General features: G+C 75.1%; 20 protein-coding genes. 11 read left to right on the top strand and 9 right to left on the bottom strand.

The features are described 5' to 3' along the window. Positions 1-4: 4 nt before the first annotated feature. From VM242_00255 to VM242_00270, 4 genes are read right to left on the bottom strand one after another with little or no spacing between them, the layout of a single operon-like run. Positions 5-364, bottom strand: a complete 360-nt coding sequence (locus tag VM242_00255) for a hypothetical protein (GenBank protein HVM03579.1) — start codon at positions 362-364, stop codon at positions 5-7. Further along, positions 361-1,995, bottom strand: coding sequence for a murein biosynthesis integral membrane protein MurJ (gene murJ, locus VM242_00260; protein ID HVM03580.1), 1,635 nt, complete (start codon positions 1,993-1,995; stop codon positions 361-363). Before murJ ends, VM242_00255 begins: the two co-directional genes overlap by 4 nt. Next, a complete protein-coding gene (locus tag VM242_00265; protein ID HVM03581.1) occupies positions 1,992-3,989 on the bottom strand; it encodes a DUF6049 family protein in 1,998 nt (665 codons plus the stop codon). The genes murJ and VM242_00265 overlap by 4 nt, the downstream gene beginning before the upstream one ends. Beyond that, positions 3,986-4,771, bottom strand: coding sequence for a GNAT family N-acetyltransferase (locus VM242_00270; GenBank protein HVM03582.1), 786 nt, complete (start codon positions 4,769-4,771; stop codon positions 3,986-3,988). The genes VM242_00265 and VM242_00270 overlap by 4 nt, the downstream gene beginning before the upstream one ends. Positions 4,772-4,854: 83 nt before the next feature. Between VM242_00270 and VM242_00275 the strand changes: the two genes are divergently transcribed. Both VM242_00275 and VM242_00280 read left to right on the top strand, forming a co-directional pair. Next, the gene (locus tag VM242_00275; GenBank protein HVM03583.1) at positions 4,855-5,940 is read left to right on the top strand and encodes a PilT/PilU family type 4a pilus ATPase; all 1,086 of its coding nucleotides are present in this window, start codon (positions 4,855-4,857) and stop codon (positions 5,938-5,940) included. A gap of 56 nt (positions 5,941-5,996) precedes the next feature. Continuing rightward, positions 5,997-7,391 carry a CCA tRNA nucleotidyltransferase gene (locus VM242_00280; protein ID HVM03584.1) on the top strand — a complete coding sequence of 465 codons (1,395 nt, stop codon included), beginning with the start codon at positions 5,997-5,999 and terminating at the stop codon, positions 7,389-7,391. Positions 7,392-7,411: 20 nt separating this feature from the next. Here VM242_00280 and VM242_00285 read toward each other — a convergent pair whose 3' ends face one another. Continuing rightward, positions 7,412-8,113 (bottom strand): haloacid dehalogenase-like hydrolase, encoded by a 702-nt coding sequence (locus tag VM242_00285; GenBank protein HVM03585.1) that lies wholly within the window; start codon positions 8,111-8,113, stop codon positions 7,412-7,414. Between the two features lie 31 nt (positions 8,114-8,144). Beyond that, complete coding sequence (locus VM242_00290) at positions 8,145-8,885, bottom strand: methyltransferase domain-containing protein (protein HVM03586.1); 741 nt, start codon at positions 8,883-8,885, stop codon at positions 8,145-8,147. A gap of 31 nt (positions 8,886-8,916) precedes the next feature. Between VM242_00290 and VM242_00295 the strand changes: the two genes are divergently transcribed. Continuing rightward, entirely contained in the window at positions 8,917-9,591 is a 675-nt protein-coding gene (locus VM242_00295; protein ID HVM03587.1) for an endonuclease/exonuclease/phosphatase family protein, read from the top strand. Positions 9,592-9,606: 15 nt separating this feature from the next. On the opposite strand, the gene VM242_00300 is transcribed toward VM242_00295, so the two are convergent. Both VM242_00300 and VM242_00305 read right to left on the bottom strand, forming a co-directional pair. Then, positions 9,607-10,686, bottom strand: coding sequence for an inositol-3-phosphate synthase (locus VM242_00300; GenBank protein HVM03588.1), 1,080 nt, complete (start codon positions 10,684-10,686; stop codon positions 9,607-9,609). Continuing rightward, complete coding sequence (locus tag VM242_00305) at positions 10,683-11,291, bottom strand: PadR family transcriptional regulator (protein ID HVM03589.1); 609 nt, start codon at positions 11,289-11,291, stop codon at positions 10,683-10,685. The genes VM242_00300 and VM242_00305 overlap by 4 nt, the downstream gene beginning before the upstream one ends. Positions 11,292-11,427: 136 nt before the next feature. Here VM242_00305 and VM242_00310 point away from each other — a divergent pair, with 136 nt between their 5' ends. The 4 genes from VM242_00310 to VM242_00325 all read left to right on the top strand — a co-directional run bounded on the left by VM242_00310 (position 11,428) and on the right by VM242_00325 (position 16,270). After that, entirely contained in the window at positions 11,428-11,844 is a 417-nt protein-coding gene (locus VM242_00310) for a DUF5318 family protein (protein ID HVM03590.1), read from the top strand. Next, positions 11,787-12,350, top strand: coding sequence for a hypothetical protein (locus VM242_00315; protein ID HVM03591.1), 564 nt, complete (start codon positions 11,787-11,789; stop codon positions 12,348-12,350). The genes VM242_00310 and VM242_00315 overlap by 58 nt, the downstream gene beginning before the upstream one ends. Before the next feature lie 119 nt (positions 12,351-12,469). Next, positions 12,470-14,083, top strand: a complete 1,614-nt coding sequence (locus VM242_00320; GenBank protein ID HVM03592.1) for a hypothetical protein — start codon at positions 12,470-12,472, stop codon at positions 14,081-14,083. Positions 14,084-14,134: 51 nt separating this feature from the next. Beyond that, complete coding sequence (locus VM242_00325) at positions 14,135-16,270, top strand: transglycosylase domain-containing protein (protein ID HVM03593.1); 2,136 nt, start codon at positions 14,135-14,137, stop codon at positions 16,268-16,270. 103 nt (positions 16,271-16,373) lie between these two features. Here the strand turns inward: VM242_00325 and VM242_00330 are convergent, their stop codons facing one another. Then, positions 16,374-16,529 (bottom strand): hypothetical protein, encoded by a 156-nt coding sequence (locus VM242_00330; protein ID HVM03594.1) that lies wholly within the window; start codon positions 16,527-16,529, stop codon positions 16,374-16,376. A 79-nt stretch (positions 16,530-16,608) separates the two neighbouring features. On the opposite strand from VM242_00330, the gene panB reads away from it, so the two are divergent. From panB to ssb, 4 genes are all read left to right on the top strand, one after another. Further along, entirely contained in the window at positions 16,609-17,481 is an 873-nt protein-coding gene (gene panB, locus VM242_00335; protein HVM03595.1) for a 3-methyl-2-oxobutanoate hydroxymethyltransferase, read from the top strand. Positions 17,482-17,506: 25 nt separating this feature from the next. Next, the gene (locus VM242_00340; GenBank protein HVM03596.1) at positions 17,507-18,058 is read left to right on the top strand and encodes a DUF192 domain-containing protein; all 552 of its coding nucleotides are present in this window, start codon (positions 17,507-17,509) and stop codon (positions 18,056-18,058) included. 189 nt (positions 18,059-18,247) lie between these two features. Next, positions 18,248-18,622 carry a 30S ribosomal protein S6 gene (gene rpsF, locus VM242_00345; protein HVM03597.1) on the top strand — a complete coding sequence of 125 codons (375 nt, stop codon included), beginning with the start codon at positions 18,248-18,250 and terminating at the stop codon, positions 18,620-18,622. A gap of 5 nt (positions 18,623-18,627) precedes the next feature. Continuing rightward, a partial coding sequence (gene ssb, locus VM242_00350; protein HVM03598.1) for a single-stranded DNA-binding protein occupies positions 18,628-19,008 on the top strand: 381 nt, incomplete at its 3' end.

Here is a 19,008-nt window from a genome sequence, read left to right on the forward strand (position 1 = left end):
CGGTCTATCTCCTCACTCTGGCGGCGGACGCGGTGACCTCCACGTCGTACCAGGATTCGAGCTGCTCCACCTTCTTCAACAGGAAGGACCGCGCTTCGCGCTCCACGGTAACCGTGACGCCGTTGGTCCCGACGTCGAAGAAGGTGAGCGCGGCGTCCTTCTCCTTGGCGATGTCGTCGGCGATGAGGCGTGCCTGCTCGACCTCGTCGGGATGGTCGAGGAGGTGGAGGACGGCGTTGTCGGCCGCGTCGTGGGCGACGCCGTCGAGCTGGGCGCGGACGGCGACGGGGGAGATCAGCTCGACCGCCAGGAAGCCGACGAGCGCGATGCCGATGACGATCTTCGACAGCCACCCGGTGATCACGCCACGCCCCTCCGGATCCGCGCGAGCCCCGACAGCTCCTGGACACCGAGGCGTCGAGCGACGACGAGGTACACGGTAACACCGGCCGGTACGGCGACCCCGACCCGCAGCAGGGCGGGCCCGACGACGGCGGCGACGGCCAGCACGACGGCCGCCATCGCCGCGCTGGCGACGGCGATGCGCACCCAGGTGCGGACCACGCCGCCCAGGTCGACGGCGCCCGTTTCCCTCCGGAGGCGGGCCAGGGCCATGGCGGAGCCGATCGTGTACGCCGCCGCGTACGCCAGGCCCAGCCCGTGGACGCCGAGGGCGGGGTAGAGGGCGAGGGCGAGGACGATGTTCACCCCGTTCTCCCCCAGGTACAGGACGAACATGGAGCGGGTGTCCTGCATCGCCTGGTAGCAGCGCATCAAGAAGTAGTAGGTGCTGAAGCCGGGGAGGCCGAGGGCGAGCATGACCAGCACATCGGCAGTCCGCGAGGCGGACCCTGAGCCCAATGCGCCGTGTTCGAGGGCGACGCCGACGACGGGCCGGGCCAGGCACACCAGGCCCACGGCCGCGGGTACCGCGATCGCCGCGATCGTGCGCAGACCGCGCCCGACGTGGCGCCCGAAGCCGCGGCGGTCCTCCAGGGCCCACCGCTCGGCCAGGTCGGGCTGGAGGGCGGTGGCGATGGAGACGGCGAACACGCCGTGGGGGAGGAGGAAGAAGATCATCGCCGCCCGGTAGGCGGCCACGTCCCCGGCGTCCCCGTTGGCCAGGACCAGCACGACCGTGAGGGCCACCTGGTTGGCGAGCACGTACCCGAACGTCCAGCCCGACAGGCGGACGATGGTGGTGACGGCGGGGTGGCGGGGCGCCCACACCGGTCGCAGGCGGGCACCCGAGCGCCGCAGCGACGGCAGCAGGGCCGCGGCCATGGCCGCCACGCCGGCCGTGGTGCCGAGGCCGAGGAGGAGCTGCGCCCCGGTGTCGTCGCGGACGGCGGCCAGCGACACCTCGTCGGCGACGGAGGGGAGGGCGAGGAGGACGCCGATGACCACCAGGTTGTTGAGCACGGGGGCGAACATCGGGGCGGCGAAGCGGCGGCGGGCATGGAGGACGGCGGTGGTGAGGGCGACCATGCCGTACAAGGCGACCTGGGGGGCGAACATCCGCAGGAGGCTGGTGGCGACCTCGCGCTGGGCGCCGAGGGAGGCGGTGTCGTTCCCGATCGTGTAGAGGCGCACCAGCAGCGGGGCGACCACCACGAAGATGCCGGTGACGGCGACGAGCACGACGGCGGCGGTGGTGACCACGGCGGACACCGCCCGCCACGCCTCGTCCTCGTCCTCGGTGGCGAGCAGGTCGACGAACACGGGCAGGAGGGTGGCCGAGAGGATGCCGCCCAGGATCAGCTCGTAGACGATGTTGGGCGTGACGTTGGCCAGGTCGTAGCTGTCGGTGAGCCGGGTGAACCCCATGGCGTAGGCCAGCGCGACCAGGCGGCCGAACCCGGTGACCCTCGACAAGAGGGTGCCGACGGCCATGACGGCGGTGCTGCGGGCGAAGGTGGGCGCTGCCCGGCCCCGTCGGCCCCTCCCGTCGCCCTCCGCGCCGTCGTCGTCGATCGGGGTGCGCCCCGGCCTCACGCAGGGACCAGGCGCCGGTTGCGGCGGCCCCGGACCAGGTGGCGCCCCCACCACAGCAGGAGGAACGTGCCCGCGCCGACGGAGAGCACGACGCCCACCCCCGAGGCCGCCGTCGAGCGGACGGTGAAGCGGCTGCTCCCGAGGACGAGGGCGCCGTCGGGCGACACGAGGCTCACCCGCAGCGGGAACGAGCCGGACGTGCGGGCCCGGACGGAGAACCGCTCGGTGGTGCTCCGGCGGCTGAGGTCCACCGCCCGCACCGCCCCCCGGGGGAAGTCGAGCTTGTCGCTCTCCACCCGGATCCGGACGCTCAACGGGTAGCCGGCGCCGCTCAGGACGGTGACGGGGATCTCACCGGTCCGGGCGGTGAGGGTGATGGAGCGGTGGTCGGGGACCTGCACGGTCGAGGTCTGCGCCCGGATGCCGGCCTCGACCCCGTCCAGGTAGGCCTGGCGCCGCCCCGGGCGCAGCCCCGCCCCCCCGGCCACCAGGAGGAGCTCCTCGATCTCCTCGTCCAGGGTGTTGTCGGGGGTGAGCATGCTGGCGAACGCCACCAGCCGGCGGCGGGCCGACTGGAGGTCGTCGGCGGGCAGCGTGGGTGGGTCGGCGAGCGGCCGCAGGCGGCGGACGAGGGGGGCGCCGCGCGTGGTGACCATCGGGCCGACGTCGGTGAACACCGTCTCGACCTTCGACGCCGACACGACGGTGGCCGCCGAGAGGCCGGCGAGGAGGCTGTCGAGGAACGCCCGGTTGGGGCGCCACGTCCGCGGGACCACGACCACCACGCCCCGGGCCCGGCTGGGGTGGTCCTGGTGGACCACGGCCAGGTCGGCCAGGAGGCGGTGGGCGGCCAGCACGGGGTCGGTGGCGGGCCCGAAGTGGCCGGCCAGGCCGGCGTCGCCGGCCAGGGCCGAGGGCCGCCGGACGCCTCGCGTCTCCAGCTCGAAGGGCTGGGCCAGGGTGACGGGCATGTCCACCGGCTCGAACGCCTCCTCCGCCAGCACCAGGCGGTCCACCTGCTGCTGGCGGAGCCGCACCACCGACCGCTCGTCCAGGCGGTCCTCGGAGACCCACGTGCGGGGGTCGGGCCGGCGGCCGAGCGTCCGCTCGACGACCTGGCTGCCGCGGTCGAGCTGGGCGGCCAGCTCGGCGGCCAGGCCGGGGCGCTCGAAGGCGGGGAGGGCGAGGGGGACGTAGGGGCTGGCGACCACCTGGCGGCCGGCCAGGCCGCGCCGCAGCGCGGCAAGGGTCTCCCGGTCCTCGGGGCGGGTGCTGGCGTCGAGGGCGTCCAGCGTCTCCGGGGTGGGGACGAGCGTGACGGGGACGCCGGGCTGGGCCTCGAGGGACCGGGCCAGGGCGCCGACGGCGTCGGCGTCCCTGCGGTTCAGCGACCGCGTGCCGTCGGGCTGGAGGGCCAGGGCCGCGTGCACGGGGAGCACGAGGGCGACCTCCACCGGGAAGCCGCCGGGCTGGGGCGGACGCGTGTAGACGAGGTGGGTGACGAGGCCGGCCAGGGTGGCGCCCCCGCCCGCCTCCCGCAGCTCCACCCGCACCGGGTACACGCCCTCGGCGGCCAGCCGCAGCCGCGCCGGGTCGGGCGGCTGGCCCGGGTCCTGGACCGGGAGGCGGACGACGAACGCCCCCGCCGCGTCGGTGGCCAGCTCCGACAGGGGCGCGGGCGGCACCACCGTGATCGGGTTGCCGCGGGGGCCGTCCTGGAGGCTCTGGGCGAACTCCGACCGGTTGCGGGCCCGCCGGTAGACGCCCACGGCCAGCTCGACGTCGGCCGGCTCCTCGGCGGTGGTGACGTCGAGGCGGAGGACGAGCTCCTCGCCGGGGCCGACCCACGGCGTCTGGGAGGCGAGGCGGAGGACGCTGCCCGAGTCCTGGGCCCCGGCCCGGCCCACACCGACGCCGGGGAGGACGCCGGCCAGCCCGGCCAGCACGGCCAGCACGGCGGCGGCTGCGGCGCCGGCCCGTCGCCCGCGCCTCATCGGGTGGCCGGTCCCGGGCGGGGGCGGGAGACGGCGCGGGCGGCCGCCGGCTCCGCCGCCGGCGGCACCAGGCGGGGCTCCAGCGAGAAGGTCAGCACGCACAGCCCGGCCGGCTCGCGGCGGAAGCCGAGGCTCTCGTAGAGCGCCAGGGCGGCCTCGTTGCCGACCTGGGTGTTGACGACGGCCTGCTCGACCCGCCACCGGCGCAGCCAGCGCAGGGCGTCGACGGCGAGCGCCCGCCCGAGGCCCTGGCGCTGGCACGCCGGGTCGACGGCCAGCCGCTGGAGGAAGCCGCGCCGCCCGGCCCGGCCGGTGACGGCGTAGCCGACGACGACTCCGCCCGGAGCGGCGACGCGGAAGCGGCTGTTGGGCGTGGCCGTCAGGGCGTCGCCCAGGGCGGCGTCGTCGATCCGCCAGAACCCCGGGAAGGCCCGGGCGTCCACGTCGAGCACGGCCGGGTGGTCACCGGGGACGGCCCGGCGCAGGGCGGAGACGTCGGCCCGGGGGACCCGGCGCAGGTCGTGGGCGAGGAGGTGCAGGCGCTCGTGGACGTCGAACCCGGCGGCCAGGAAGCCCACCTGCTCGGCCGGCGCCAGAGCCGAGGTGATGACCCGGCGACAGCCCTTGGCCGCCAGCTGGTCGAGGCAGCGCCGCACGAACACGACCGACGGGACGGGGGCGTCGGGCAGGGGGCTCAGGTAGGCGATGCCCGCGTTGCCGCGCCACGGGCCGGTGCGCACCCGCTCCCGGCCCCAGCGGATGACGTCCAGGTGCGCGCCCACGGCAGGTGGAGGTTACCGAGCGGGCCCGTGCCGGCGCATGACGGGCCCTCAGGGTCGGATGGCGGGATGCCGATGCTCCGATGATGCTGGACCTCGACGAGCTCCTCCGCTACACCGTCGCCCATTCCGGGTCGGACCTCCACGTGAAGGTCGGCTCGCCGCCCCACGTCCGGGTGGACGGCTACCTGCTGCCCGCTCCCTTCGACCCGGTCACCGCCGCCGACAGCGAGCGCATGGCGTTCGCCGTCATGCCGCGCGACCGGGCCGACGAGTTCGTGGCCGGCTCCGAGGCCGACTTCGCCCTGGGCATGCCCGACCTGGGCCGCTTCCGCGTGAACGTGTTCCGCCAGCGGGGGGCCGTGGGCCTGGTGTTCCGGCGCGTCCTGCCCGGGATCCCGTCGTTCGAGGCCCTCGGGCTGCCGCCGGTGGTGCGGCGCCTGGCCGAGGAGCAACGGGGCATGGTGCTGGTCACCGGGCCCACCGGCTCGGGGAAGACGACGACCATCGCGGCGATGATCGACCACATCAACGAGACGAAGTCGGTGAACGTCGTCACCGTCGAGGACCCCATCGAGGTCCTCCACACCGACAAGCGGGCGCTGGTCAACCAGCGGGAGATCGGGACCGACACCAAGGACTACGCCACGGCCATGCGCCGGGTGCTGCGCCAGGACCCCGACGTCATCTTCATCGGGGAGATGCGCGACCCCGAGACGGTGTGGGCGGCCCTGGCCGCCGCCGAGACCGGGCACCTCGTGCTCTCCACGCTGCACACCACCAACGCGGTGGAGACGGTGAACCGCATCGTCGACTTCTTCCCGCCGTTCCAGCAGAAGCAGGTGCGCCTGTCGCTGGCGTCGTCGCTCAGGGGCGTGGTCAGCCAGCGCCTCCTGGAGCGGTCCGACCACAAGGGACGGGTGCCGTCCGTGGAGGTCCTGGTGAACACGGGCCGCATCTTCGACCGCATCGTCGACCCCGACCAGGGCGACAACGACTCGATCGAGGAGATCATCGCCGACGGCGAGTACTACGGGATGCAGACCTTCGACCAGAGCCTGTTCAACCTGTTCAAGAACGGCCAGGTCGACCTGCGCAGCGCCATGGCGTCGGCGTCCAACCCGCACGACTTCCGCATCTCGCTCCAGCAGGCCGGGCTCATCCCGGCCTGATCCGGCGGGCGGGAACCGCCGGAGGTGGCGGGACCGGCACCTACTACCCTCGACCGGTGATCCCCGAGCGGCTCCAGCCGCTGATCGACGAGACGGCGTGGTTCGCCGAGCGCTTCGCGGCGGCTGGCCACAACCTGTACCTCGTCGGCGGCGTGGTGCGCGACGCGGTGCTGAACCGCCTGGCGCCGCAGGCCGACATCGACCTGACCACCGACGCCCGGCCCCCGGAGATCAAGCGGCTGGTTCGCCCGGGCGCCGACGCCCTGTGGGACCAGGGCGAGCGGTTCGGCACCATCGGCGTGGAGCGCGACGGCCGCCGCTACGAGATCACGACCCACCGCGCCGAGGCGTACGTGCCGGAGTCGCGCAAGCCCGAGGTCGAGTTCGCCGATGCGGTGGAGGCCGACCTGTCCCGGCGCGACTTCACGGTCAACGCCATGGCCCTGCGCCTCCCGGGCATGGAGCTGGTCGACCCCTTCGGCGGCATCGGCGACCTGGCCGACGGCCGGCTGCGCACGCCGCTGCCCCCGGTGGAGTCGTTCGGCGACGACCCCCTGCGCATGCTGCGGGCCGCCCGGTTCATCGCCGGTTACGGCCTGAGGCCCGAGCCCGACGTGGTCGCCGCCGTCGAGAAGCTCCGCGACCGCCTGGAGATCGTCTCCGCCGAGCGCATCCGCGACGAGCTCGACAAGCTGGTGACGGTCGAGCACCCCACCGCCGGCCTGCGGTTCCTGGTGTCCACCGGCCTGGCCGACCACTTCCTGCCCGAGCTGTCGGGAATGGCCCTCGAGCAGGACCCCGTCCACCGCCACAAGGACGTGCTCGAGCACACCTTCGCGGTGGTGGAGAAGGTGCGCCCCTCGCACCGCCTGGTCCGCCTGGCCGCCCTGTTCCACGACGTGGGCAAGCCCCGCACGCGGGCGTTCGGGCCGGGCGGCGTGTCGTTCCACCACCACGAGGTGGTGGGGGCGCGCATGACCCGCGAGCGCATGAAGGCCCTGCGCTACTCCAACGAGGACATCGCCGCCGTCACCCGGCTGGTGGAGCTGCACCTGCGCTTCCACGGGTACCGGGACGGCGACGGCGGGTGGACCGACAGCGCCGTGCGCCGCTACGTGCGCGACGCCGGGCCGCTGCTGGAGGAGCTCAACGAGCTCACCCGCTGCGACTGCACGACCCGCAACGAGGCGAGGGCCCGCACCCTGGCCCGGCGCATGGACGAGCTGGAGGCGCGCATCGAGCGGTTGCAGGAGGAGGAGGAGCTGGCCCGCCTGCGGCCGGACGTCGACGGCCGCCGCGTCATGGAGCACCTCGGCATCCCGCCCGGGCCCGCCGTCGGCCGCGCCCTCGACCACCTCCTGGAGCTGCGCATCGAGGAGGGGCCGTTGGGCGAGGAGGAGGCCCTCCGCCGCCTCGACGCCTGGTGGGCGGACCAGCCCGAGGCTCGCTGACCGCGGCGGCGAACGGTCCCTCAGGAGCGGAGCAGCTTCAGCACCCGGTCGGTGTCGGTGAGGTCGGGCAGGAGCTCGTCGGCGTCCTCCGCCTCCAGCTCGTCGAGCGAGTAGCGGCCCGTGGCCACCAGCAGGCACCGGGCGCCGCCGGCGCGGGCGCAGGCCAGGTCGCGCGGCGTGTCGCCCACCACCCAGACGTCCTCGGGCCCGAGGTCCCGGCCCCGCAGGCGGCGGACGCGGTCCAAGGCGATGGGGACGAGCTGCTCGCGGTCCGAGTCGTCGCTGCCGAAGGCGCCCACCTCCACGTCGAGCCAGCGGTCCAGGGCGAACGCCTCCAGCTTCACCGCCGCGTTCGCCGCCGTGTTGCCGGTGAGCACCGACTGGACGACGCCCGGGTCGTCGTGCAGCTCGGCCAGCACCGTCTCCACGCCGGGCATCACGTGGCCCTGCTCCCGCACCAGCTCGCGCGCCTCGGCCAGCTCGGTCTCCAGCCGCTCGACCACCTCGGGGAGCCGCTCGTGGGCCTCCTCCTCGGACAGGCCGGCGAAGAGCAGGATCTCCAGGGCGATGAGCGGATCGGTCTTCCCGCTCATGCGGACCTCGTGCTCGCCCGGCGGGCGGCCGAGGACGTGCTCGGCGGCGACGTCGAACGCCCGCTGCGCCACGCCGTTGCTGCGTAGGAGGGTGCCGTCGACGTCCCAGAGCACGAGCCGCTCGCCCACGCGGGGGACGGTACCCGACGCGGCGGAGCCGTCAGTTGCCCAGCTTCCGGGCCCGCACGACCAGGGTGCGGGGGACGTAGCGGAACGCCTCCTGCCACATCTCGCTGCGGGGCCCGCTGGTCGACGGCTGGGGCTCGAGGATGGTGTCGACCGAGTAGCTGGCCCGGGTGAGGGCGGTGTGGAGGTCGCCGATGGTGTGGTGGTGGATGGTGAAGGTGACGCCGTGGCGGGCGTGCTCGATGGGGGAGCGGTCGAAGTACGAGCGCCGCACGCGCGGCGGCTGCTCGGGGTCGTCGCCGTCGATCATGTGGTAGGCGGGATGGGGCATCGAGAACACCAGCGGCGCGCCGGTGCGCAGCACGCGGTGCACCTGGCGGAAGACCCGGCTCAGGTCCTCCACGAAGCCGAAGGCGCAGGAGCTGAAGGCCAGGTCGATCGAGTCGGCCCGTAGGAAGGCCAGGTCGGCCATGTCGCCCTGGCGCAGTTCCACCCGGACCTCCTCGCGGTCGCACAGGCGCCGGGCGATGGCCAGCATCTCCGCCGAGCTGTCGACCCCGATGGCGATGGCGCCCTGCTTGGCGAAGGCGATCGAGTTCTGGGCGGCGCCGCAGCCCAGGTCGAGGACCCGCTTGCGCGTGAGGTCGCCCAGGAGGCGCAGCTCGGCCTCGGTGCCGATGTCGGCCCCGTACTGCACCACGTCGGTGGGAGGGCGGGCCCGCTCCTCGTAGACGGCTGCGTACTGGTCCCACGCGGCGACGTTGTCCGAGGGCACGGGGGAATGTTGCTACAGCTGTGGCCGCCCCATGAGGATCGTCACCTTCAACATCCAGCACGGGCGCACGCCGGCAGGGCGGGTGGACACGGCGGCGCTCGCCCGGTACTGCGCCGGCCTCGACGCCGACGTGCTCGCCCTCCAGGAGGTCGACCACCGGGTGCGGCGGTCGGGCCGGGCCGACCAGGCGGCCGAGGTGGCGCGGACGGCCGGCATGGCGGGGGTGTTCGGCGCCGCCCGCCGGCTCGGCCCGTGGGCCCGCTACGGGAACGCGCTGCTCGCCCGGGGCCGCCTGGTCGACGTCGCGACCATCGCCCTCCCCCGGGCGGTGGGGCGAGAGCCGCGCGTCGCCGTGCTGGCGCGCGTCGAAGTGGGCGACCGCGCCCTGTCGGTGGCCGCCACCCACCTGTCCACCGACGGCGGCGACGCTTCCGTCCAGCTGGCCGTGGTGCTCGGGGCGCTGGGCACCCGGCCCCTGCCGCGCCTGGTCGTGGGCGACCTCAACCTGCGCCCTGACGTCGCGGTGCCCGCCCTCGAGCGCGCCGGGTACTCGGTGGCGCCCACGGCCGGTGCGACCTACCCGGCGGCCCGGCCGTTCCTGCGCATCGACCACGTGGCCGCCCAGGGCCTCGACATCGAGCGGGCGACGGTGCTGGACGCGGCGCCGGTCAGCGACCACCGCCCCCTGCGGGTGGAGGTGCGCTGACGGCGCGACGGCGGATCAGTCGCCGGAGCCGGCGGCGAACTCCTCGACCATGCGGTGGGCCAGCTCGTCGCGGTACTGGACGGGCGGCGACTTCATGAAGTACGCCGACGGGCCGAGCAGCGGGCCGCCGATGCCGCGGTCGAGGGCGAGCTTGGCGCAGCGGACGGCGTCGATGATGACGCCCGCCGAGTTGGGCGAGTCCCAGACCTCCAGCTTGAGCTCCACGTTCAGGGGCACGTCACCGAAGTTCCGGCCCTCGAGGCGGATGTAGGCCCACTTGCGGTCCTCCAGCCAGGCGACGTGGTCGGAGGGGCCGATGTGCACGTCGTCGGCGGCGATGCCGTTGTCCAGCTGCGAGGTGACCGACTGGGTCTTGGAGATCTTCTTGGACTCCAGGCGCTCGCGCTCGAGCATGTTCTTGAAGTCCATGTTCCCGCCCACGTTGAGCTGGTAGGTCCGGTCGAGGACCATGCCCCGGTCCTCGAACAGGCGGGCCAGCAGGCGGTGCACGATGGTGGCGCCGACCTGGCTCTTGATGTCGTCGCCCACGATGGGGACACCCGCCTCCTCGAAGCGGCGGGCCCACTCCGGATCGCTGGCGATGAACACCGGGATGGCGTTCACGAAGGCCACCTTGGCGTCGATGCAGGCTTGGGCGTAGTGCTTCTGGGCGGCCTCCGACCCGACGGGCAGGTAGGCCACCAGGACGTCGGCGCCGGAGGCCCGGAGCGCCTCGGTGACGTCCACCGGCTCGGCCGGCGACTCCTCGACCGTCGCCCGGTAGTACTTCCCGAGGCCGTCGAGGGTGGGGCCCCGCTGCACGGTGACGCCCAGCTCGCCGACGGGCGAGAACCGGATGGTGTTGTTCTGGCCGGCGAAGACCGCCTTGCCCAGGTCGAGGCCGACCTTGGCGGCGTCGACGTCGAAGGCGGCGACGAACTCGACGTTGCCCACGTGGTAGCCGCCCAGCTCGACGTGCATGAGCCCGGGGACGGTGTCGTTGGGGTCGGCCGAGCGGTAGTACTCGACGCCCTGGACCAGCGAGCTGGCGCAGTTGCCGACGCCCGCTATGGCGACCTTGACGGTGTTCCTCACTTGGGATCCTCCTGCCGCTCGGCGGCGATGAGTTGGTCGAGCCACGAGATGTCACGCTCGGTGGCCTCGGTTCCGTGCTCCAGCAGGGAGCGGGTGTAGGCGTCGAGGCGCTCCCGGCTGGCCCGGATGGCGTCCCGGGCGCGGGCGAGGCGCTCCACGAGCAGGGCCCGCCGCCGTTCGAACAGCCCGAGGCGGGCGTCGGCGGGCAGGTAGCGGGCGAAGGCCAGGCGCAGGTTGAACGCCCGGTCGTCGTCGCCGGAGTTGGAGTCGGTGAGGAGGAGCTCGGCGAACAGCTCCTCCCCCCGCTCGGTGATGCCGTAGACCTTCTTGCCCCGGCTCCCGCGGGTGGTGCGGGCGGCGGCCCGGCGGGCCCGGAAGGCGAGCAGCTCGCCGCCCAGGGAGCCGGTCATCGGGATGGGGGCGAGGGGCACGGGGTTGGCCTCCACCGCCTTGACGGCGCCGGCCGCCTCCAGCTTGGCGAGGGTCGGGTAGAGCGAGCCGAACGAGACGCTCGAGAGGGGGCCGAGCACGCTGCTCAGCCGCTTCTTGAGCTCGTAGCCGTGGAGCTCCTGCTCCTTGAGCAATCCCAGTACCGCCAGTTCCAACACGTTCGTCCCGGTGTCCTCGATGTATCGGTCCGATATATCGGTACGAGCATAACGCAGCACGGCGGGCGGCGGGCGCGCACGTCGCCTCGCCGCGGGCGGGCGCTGTGGGGAAGCGCCGCTACCCTGGGTCGCCGTGAGCTTCCGCCCCGACGCCGTGCGCGGTGCCCCCGGTGGTGCGGCGCTCCCCGGGCAGATCGACTACCGCATGGCGCGGAACTTCGTCATCAAGGAGTTCCATCGCGGTCGGCTGTCCAGGCTGGACGTGTGCGACGCCCACCCCGAGCTGCTGCGGGCGGCCAGGGGCATGGGAACGCCGGGCGGGCAGCAGTGCCCGATCTGCGAGGAGCTCGAGCTGGTGCACGTGGCGTACGCGTTCGGGTCGCACCTTCCGCCGGGCGGCGCCGCGTTCCAGGGGGCGGCCGAGCTGGCCAAGCTCACCCGCCGCGCCGGCGAGGTGGCGTGCTACGTGGTGGAGGTGTGCACGGGGTGCTCGTGGAACCACCTGGCGCGGACGTACGTGGCGGGCCGGAGGCGGACGAGGTCGGGCTGATCGCCGGGCCGCTGCGCCTGGGCGCGGCGGCCGCGGCGGCGGCGCTGGCGCTCACGTCGTCGGGCGAGGTGGTCTTGCTCGCCTGCCTGCTGGCGCTCGTCGCCGCCGACGTGCGGGCCGGGGCTGCGGCAGCTGCCGCCCTCCTGGCGCTGGCCGTGCGCTGGGGCTCGACGTCGCTCGACGCCATCTCCGGTGCCCAGTCGGTGCTCGGCCCCGGCGCGACGCTCGGGTCGCCCGCCGAGGTCGCCGCGTCGTGGTCGGCGGCCGCCGCCCTCGTGCTCTCCGCCCCGCCCGGGTGGTGGCCCGCCGTCGCCTTCGGGTCGACGGCGGCCCTCGCCGTCGCCGGGACGGCGGGTGGTCCTGCCGACGTCGCCCTGCGCCTGGGGGCCGCCGCCGCCGGCGTCGCCGTCACCGTGGCGGTGGGCCGGCGCCTGGCACCCGGGACGGCCAGGCCAGCCGCGGTGGTCGCCGGGGGCGCCGCCCTCGTGCTGGCGGTGCTCGGGTGACCGACGTCGCCTCCGAGCCTCCCCGGGTCGGTGGCGAACAGCGGCGCCCTGCCCGGGTCGGTGGCGGGTGGCGTCGCCCTCCCCGGCTCGGTGGCGGGTGGCGCCGCCTCGGCCAGGTGGTGGAGCGGCGACCGCGTCTCGCCCGGCTGGTGGAGCGGGCCGGTGCGGCTGGCACCGGCCCCGGTTGGCCGGCGGCGGGCGCGCTGGCCACCGGCGCCTGGGTGCTCGTGGCGGTGGCCGGAGGCGACGGCTCACCCGTCGGCACGACGGCCTCGGGGGCGGCGGCCGCCGCCGGCACCGCCGCCCTGGTCGGGGCGTCGTGGCGTCCTCGGGCGCCCGGGAGCGCGGGGGCGGCGTTCGCCGTGCTGGCGTTGCTGCCCATCGCCGTCGCTGGCGCGTCGGCCGGGCACACGGCGCCGCTGGCCGCCGCCCTCGCCGTGTTCGCCGTCGTCGAGATCGAGGCGCGCGCCGTGGCCGGAGGGTGCGCGGCCCTGCTCGCCTCCCTGGTCGCCGCCCGCCTCTCGGCCGGGGGGTGGGTGCTCCCCGGCGACGGCGCAGCCGACCTCGCCCTCGCCCTCGCCGGAGGCGCCGTGTTGGTGGTCGGCGTTGCCCGGGGGCCCGACCGGGTTTGGCCTCTGGCTGCGCCCGCCGTGGTCGTGGCGACGGCTGCCGCCGCCTTGGCGACGCCGGGCGCTGCGTCCGTGCTGGGGGCCGCGCTGGCCGTGGCGGCGGCCGTCCTGGTCGCCGAGCGGCCGTCGGTCGCCCTCGCCGCGCTGGCCGTGGCGGCGGCGGCCGTCCCCGTCGCACCGGCGTGGGGCCTGCTGGCGGCGGGCGCCCTTCTCGGGCTGGCGGTACCCGGGCGGGCGGCGGTCGTCCTCGGCCTGCCCGGCGCGGCTGCCCTCGCCGCCGCCGAGGTGCCGCCCGGCGGGGGGTTCGCCGGCGCCGCCCTGGTCGCCGGCGCGGCCGGCGTGGCGGTCGCCCTCGCCGGGCGCCCGGGCGAGCGTTGGTCCCTGCCCGTGGCCGACGGCGCCGTCCTTCCCGCCCTCGTCCTCGGGGCGTGGTTGGTGGTGGTGCCGGGAACGTGGCGATGGGCGGGCGGCGACGGGCTCGGCCCCTACGACCGCGGCGTGGCCGTGGCGGCGGCCGTCGCGCTCCTGGCCCTCCTGGTGACCGGCGCGGCCGCCGTCGGGGGCGTGCCCGTCGACGACGTCGTCGAGCCGCCGCCGCCGACCGGTCGGCCGGTGCCGTTGCGCCGCGCCCACGCCCGCCGTCACTGGCCGCGCCGCCGCCCGCCGGCTGCTCCGGCTGCGCCCCCCCTTCCCACGTCCCGCCGCCCCTGGCCGCCGCGACGCCGAGGTGGGGACGCGGCGCCGTCGGCTCGAGGAGACGCCGGCCCGGCGCCCGACGGGGGCACGGCGCCTCCGGCTGCGCCGCCCAGCCCCGCAGGCTCGGCGCCGGCGCCCGAACCCGCCGCGCCCGTCGTCCCGGTCGCCCCGGCTCCCGCCGCCCGACCGCCTCGACCGGGTGCCGGGCCACGGCGTTCCCGGCCTGCCCCGGTACCCGCCGCCGAGGAGCCGCAGCCCGCCGCCGAGGAGGCCGAGCCCGGCGCCGTCCCGGCCCAGCGGGCTGCGGACGACGACGCGGCCACCGACACCGTGCCCGTCGTGGTGGTGCGCCCGCCGGGCGGGCGCCGCCCGCCGGCCGGCCGGGGCGGAACGGCGGGCCGGCGGTAACCTTGCCCAGCCGTGGGGGGCTCGGACCAGCGTGGCTCCCCGGGAGCCCGTATGCCCTCTCCCCATCCCACCAGCCGCCGCCCGCCGGTGGTGGCGCGCCGGAGCTGGGTCTGGCGCTACCGGCGCCTCCTGTTCCTCGTCACCCTGCTCGCCTTCACCGCGCTGTCGGGCTCGGCGTACCTGCTGGTGCGGGTGCCGCTGCCGCCCGAGGTGCCCCAGGACCAGACCACCATCATCACCGACGTCAACGGCGCCCGGCTGGCCTCGCTGGACAGCGGTGAGAACCGGGTCAAGGTCGAGCTGGAGCAGGTCCCGCAGGTCCTGGTGGACGCCGTGCTCGCCGCCGAGGACCGCGAATTCTTCGACCACGCCGGCATAGACCCCGTCGGCATCGCCCGGGCGACCTGGGCCGACGTGCGGGGCAGGGCGCTCCAGGGCGGCTCGACCATCACCCAGCAGTACGTCAAGAACGTCTACCTCACCAGCGAGCGCACCCTGATGCGCAAGCTCAAGGAGGCGGTGCTGGCGGTCAAGCTGGAGCGCCGGTACGACAAGCGCGAGATCCTGGAGCGCTACCTGAACACCATCTACCTGGGGCGCGGCGCGTACGGCGTGCAGGCGGCGTCGCGGTCGTACTTCGGCAAGGACGTGACCGAGATCGGCCTGCGGGAGGCCGCCTACCTGGCCGGTCTCATCCGCCTCCCCGAGGTGGCCGACGCCGCGAAGGCACCCGAGGCGGCCGCCGCCCGGCGGGCCCGCATCCTGGCGGCGATGGAGGACGTGGGTGCGATCGACGGCCGCCAGCGGGCCGAGGCGGAGAAGGAGCCGGTGACCTCGTACGTCATCGAGCGGGGCCGGGCCGAGACCACGTTCGCCCGCCCCGAGAAGGGGACCCAGTACTTCGTCGAGTTCGTACGACGCCAGCTCGAGCAGCAGTACGGGCGGAGCGCGCTGTACTCGGGCGGGCTCCGGGTGCGGACGACGCTCGACCTGAACCTCCAGGTCCAGGCCTACGACGCGGTCTACGGCTACCTCGACCGGCCCGACGACCCGGCGGCCGCCCTGGTGGCGATCGACGAGAACGGCTACGTCAAGGCGATGGTGGGCGGCCGGGACTGGAACGCCCCGGACGCCTTCGCCAAGGTGAACCTGGCCGTGGGCCGCGACGGCGGCGGCACCGGGCGCCAGCCGGGGTCCACGTTCAAGCCGTTCGTGCTCGCCACCGCCGTGCGCGACGGCTACAGCCCGCGGGCGCCGCTCCCGGGCCCGCCCGAGGTCACCTTTCCCAAGGCCAACCAGGGGAAGGACTACGTGGTCAAGAACTTCGAAGACGCCGACTTCGGCGAGTCGGTGAGCCTGGTCGACGCCACCAGGAACTCGGTGAACACCGTCTACGCCCAGCTGATCAAGGTGGTCGGCTCGGCCAGGGTGGCCGAGCTGGCCCACCAGGCCGGCATCCGCTCGCCGCTGGTGGAGAACATCTCGCTGGCTCTCGGGACGTCCGAGGTGTCGGTCCTGGAGATGGCCAGTGCCTTCTCCACCTTCGCCAACCGCGGCGTCCACGTGGAGCCGACCGTGATCCTGGACGTCGTCAGCGCCAGCGGCCACATCCTCCGGCCCGCCCAGGCGCCCGTTCGTCGCCGGGTCCTGGACCGCGGCGTCGCCGACGTGGTCACCCACGCCCTCCAGCAGGTCGTGCAGTCGGGGTCGGGGACGCAGGCCAGGATCGGCAGGCCGGTGGCGGGCAAGACGGGGACGACCCAGGACTTCGGCGACGCCTGGTTCGTCGGCTACACGCCCACGCTCACCACCGCCGTGTGGATGGGGTTCCCCGAGGGCAACGTCCGCAAGATGGACAACGTGCGCGGCCGCAAGGTGAACGGCGGCTCGTTCCCGGCCGTGCTGTTCCGCCGCTTCATGTCGGAGGCCACCAAGGGCGTCGACGCCGGCGGCTTCCCGGCCGCCGAGCTGGGCCGGGGCAGGCCCGTCAAGCCACCCTCGGGCGTGCTGTTGCCGACGACTACCACGTCGTCGACCACGACGCCGCCCACCTCGGCGGTCCAGGCCGCGCCCCCGACGACGGACGTCGAGGCGTCCCCGCCCACCACGGCGGTGGCGGCCGCCAGGGTGCCGGACACGACGAGCACGACGGCGGGCCTGCTGGGGCTGGGCAGCGGCCGCCCCTAAGTAAAGTAGGCGGCTCCGCCCCCGCCGCCCGACCTGTGGCGGGAACGACCCGGATGCGAGTCGTTCCCGCGACAGGTTCGAGGCCCGCTCGGCGCCGGCCCGCTCACCCCTCGTCGAGGGCCACGTGGTCGGCCGTCGACCGGCATTCGAAGCACCACAGCTCCGGGCCACCGGGCACGTCGCCGGCGGTGGCGGCCGGCGCCCGGACGAGCACCAGGTCGTCGTCCTCCCCGGCGCACCGCTCGCAGACGCGCTCCACGCGCCGGACGATACCCGGCGTGCCACACTGGGGGTGCCGCCGGCAGCCTCCGCGCGCTGGACGGTCAAGGAGGTTCGCCATGCCGACACGACCGACCGCGGTCACCGTCCCCGCCGTGCGGGCCCGCAAGGGCGAGGCCGGCGCCTCGCCCCTGGTGATGGTGACGGCCTACGACGCACCGTCCGCCCGCATCGCCGACGAGGCGGGCGTCGACCTGATCCTGGTCGGCGACTCGGTCGCCATGGTCGTGCTCGGCTACGAGGACACCCTCCGGGTGACGGTCGACGACATGGAGCACCACACGGCGGCGGTGGCCCGTACCGGTCCCCGAGCCCTGGTGGTCGCCGACCTGCCGTGGCTCAGCTACCACGTCGGTGCCGAGGATGCCGTGCGCAACGCCGGCCGGCTGGTCCGGGCCGGCGCCGCGGCGGTGAAGCTGGAGGGCGGCCGCAAGCGGCTGCCCGTCGTCTCGGCCCTGGTCGACGCCGAGATCCCGGTCATGGGCCACCTCGGCCTCACGCCCCAGTCGGTGAACGCCACCGGCGGCTACCGGGTCCAGGGCAAGGACACCGGCGCCGCCGCCGCGCTGGTCGTCGACGCCCGGGCGCTGGCCGCCGCCGGCGTGTTCGCCATCGTGCTCGAAGGCGTCCCCGCTCCGGTGGCACGGCTGGTCACCGAGGCGGTGGAGGTGCCCACCATCGGCATCGGGGCCGGCCGGTGGTGCGACGGCCAGGTGCTGGTGTTCCACGACGTGGTCGGGCTGGAGGACCGGGTGCTGCCCCGGTTCGTGCGCCGGTACGCCTCGCTCAAGGCCGAAGGAGTGGCCGCCGTGTCGGCGTTCGCGGCCGACGTGCGGGCGGGCCGGTTCCCCGCCGACGCCGAGAGCTACCAGCTGGGGGAGGCGGCCGCCGCCGCCCTCGGTCTCGGCGGAGGTGCTAGCAAGACGGCGTGACCGCGCCGCCCCCGCCCCGGGCCTGATGCCGGGGCGCCACTCCATCAAGGGCCCGAGGCGCGCCCGGCGCTGGCTGGGCTGGGCGGTCGCGCTGCTGGCCGTCCTGGCGCTGACGGGCTTCCTCCTCGTGGGCGCCGACGGGCCCGCCGACCCCGTCCTCGGCGGCATCCCGGGCTACGGGGAGACGGCGTTCCGGGTGACCCCGGCGGGAGCCGCCTCGCCGGCCGGCCGCTACTGCGCCCTCCTCGCCGACACCGAGGCCCAGCGGGCCCGCGGGATGATGGGGCGGCGCGACCTGGCCGGCTTCGACGGGATGCTGTTCCGCTTCGACGCCGACACCACGTCGGCGTTCTACATGCGCAACGTGCCGGTGCCGCTGAGCATCGCCTGGTTCGACGCCGAGGGCCGGTTCGTCTCCGCGACCGACATGGCGCCGTGCCCCGACCAGGAGGGCTGTCCCACCTACCCGCCGCCGGCGCCGTACCGCGTCGCCCTCGAAGTGCTCCAGGGCGGGCTGGGCCGGCTCGGCATCGGACCGGGCTCCACCATGAGCGTCGGCGGGCCCTGCACGGAGTGAACCGCCGGTCGTGTCCCGGCCGGACGTGTCCCGGACCCGACGTGGATGTCACACCCGGCTGGCAGGCTTCTCGCCGAGATGGAGCGATCGCCGGTGTCGACTAGGATGGCCACTTCGAATGCGACCCTGCCCCGGACCGACCGGGGCCCCGAGCGCCAGGGGCGCCGGGTCCAGAGGGAGGTGCGGCCCTTGCGGCCCTACGAAGTCATGGTCATCCTCGACGCCGGCCTGGAGGAGGACGTCATCCGGGCCACGATCGACCGGGCCACCGGCGTCATCTCGGCCGGCGGGGGCAACCCGGGCCGGGTCGACCGCTGGGGCAAGCGCCGGTTCGCGTACGAGCTGAACCACCGCTGGGAGGGCTTCTACGTCCTCCTCGAGGCGTCGGCCGAGCCTTCGGCCATGGCCGACCTGGACCGGATGCTCTCCCTCACCGACGAGGTCATCCGCCACAAGGTGATCCGCCTGCCCGATGTCGTGGCCAACCGCGCCGTTGCGCGGTCGTCGGCCACGGCGGCGGCGGCGGTCCCCACCGACGGCGGCGAGAGCACGAAAGAGGGCTGAGGACCATGAGCAACGGCAACAGCGTCACCCTGGTCGGCAACATCACGCGCGATCCCGAGCTGCGCTTCACGCCCAGCGGGCAGGCCACGGCCTCGTTCGGGCTGGCCGTGAACCGCCGGTGGCAGGACCGCCAGAGCGGCGAGTGGCAGGAGGCCACGTCGTTCTTCGACGTGGTGTGCTGGCGGGAGATGGCGGAGAACGCCAGCGAGTCGCTCTCGCGCGGCTCGCGCGTGATCGTCACCGGCCGGCTGGAGCAGCGCTCCTGGGAGAACCAGGAGGGCGAGAAGCGGTCGAAGATCGAGGTGGTGGCCGACGAGATCGGCCCCAGCCTGCGGTGGGCCACGGCCACGGTCACCAAGAACGAGCGCCGGTCCCCGGGCGAGGGG

The organism is Acidimicrobiales bacterium (assembly GCA_035540975.1).
Classification (GTDB): domain Bacteria; phylum Actinomycetota; class Acidimicrobiia; order Acidimicrobiales.

Coding starts and splice junctions, on each gene's coding strand:
- VM242_00325 (HVM03593.1), top strand. CDS start 14,135: ATGCCCTCTCCCCATCCCACCAGCCGCCGCCCGCCGGTGGTGGCGCGC.
- VM242_00275 (HVM03583.1), top strand. CDS start 4,855: ATGCTGGACCTCGACGAGCTCCTCCGCTACACCGTCGCCCATTCCGGG.
- VM242_00295 (HVM03587.1), top strand. CDS start 8,917: ATGAGGATCGTCACCTTCAACATCCAGCACGGGCGCACGCCGGCAGGG.
- VM242_00265 (HVM03581.1), bottom strand. CDS start 3,989: ATGAGGCGCGGGCGACGGGCCGGCGCCGCAGCCGCCGCCGTGCTGGCC.
- VM242_00340 (HVM03596.1), top strand. CDS start 17,507: ATGCCGGGGCGCCACTCCATCAAGGGCCCGAGGCGCGCCCGGCGCTGG.
- panB (HVM03595.1), top strand. CDS start 16,609: ATGCCGACACGACCGACCGCGGTCACCGTCCCCGCCGTGCGGGCCCGC.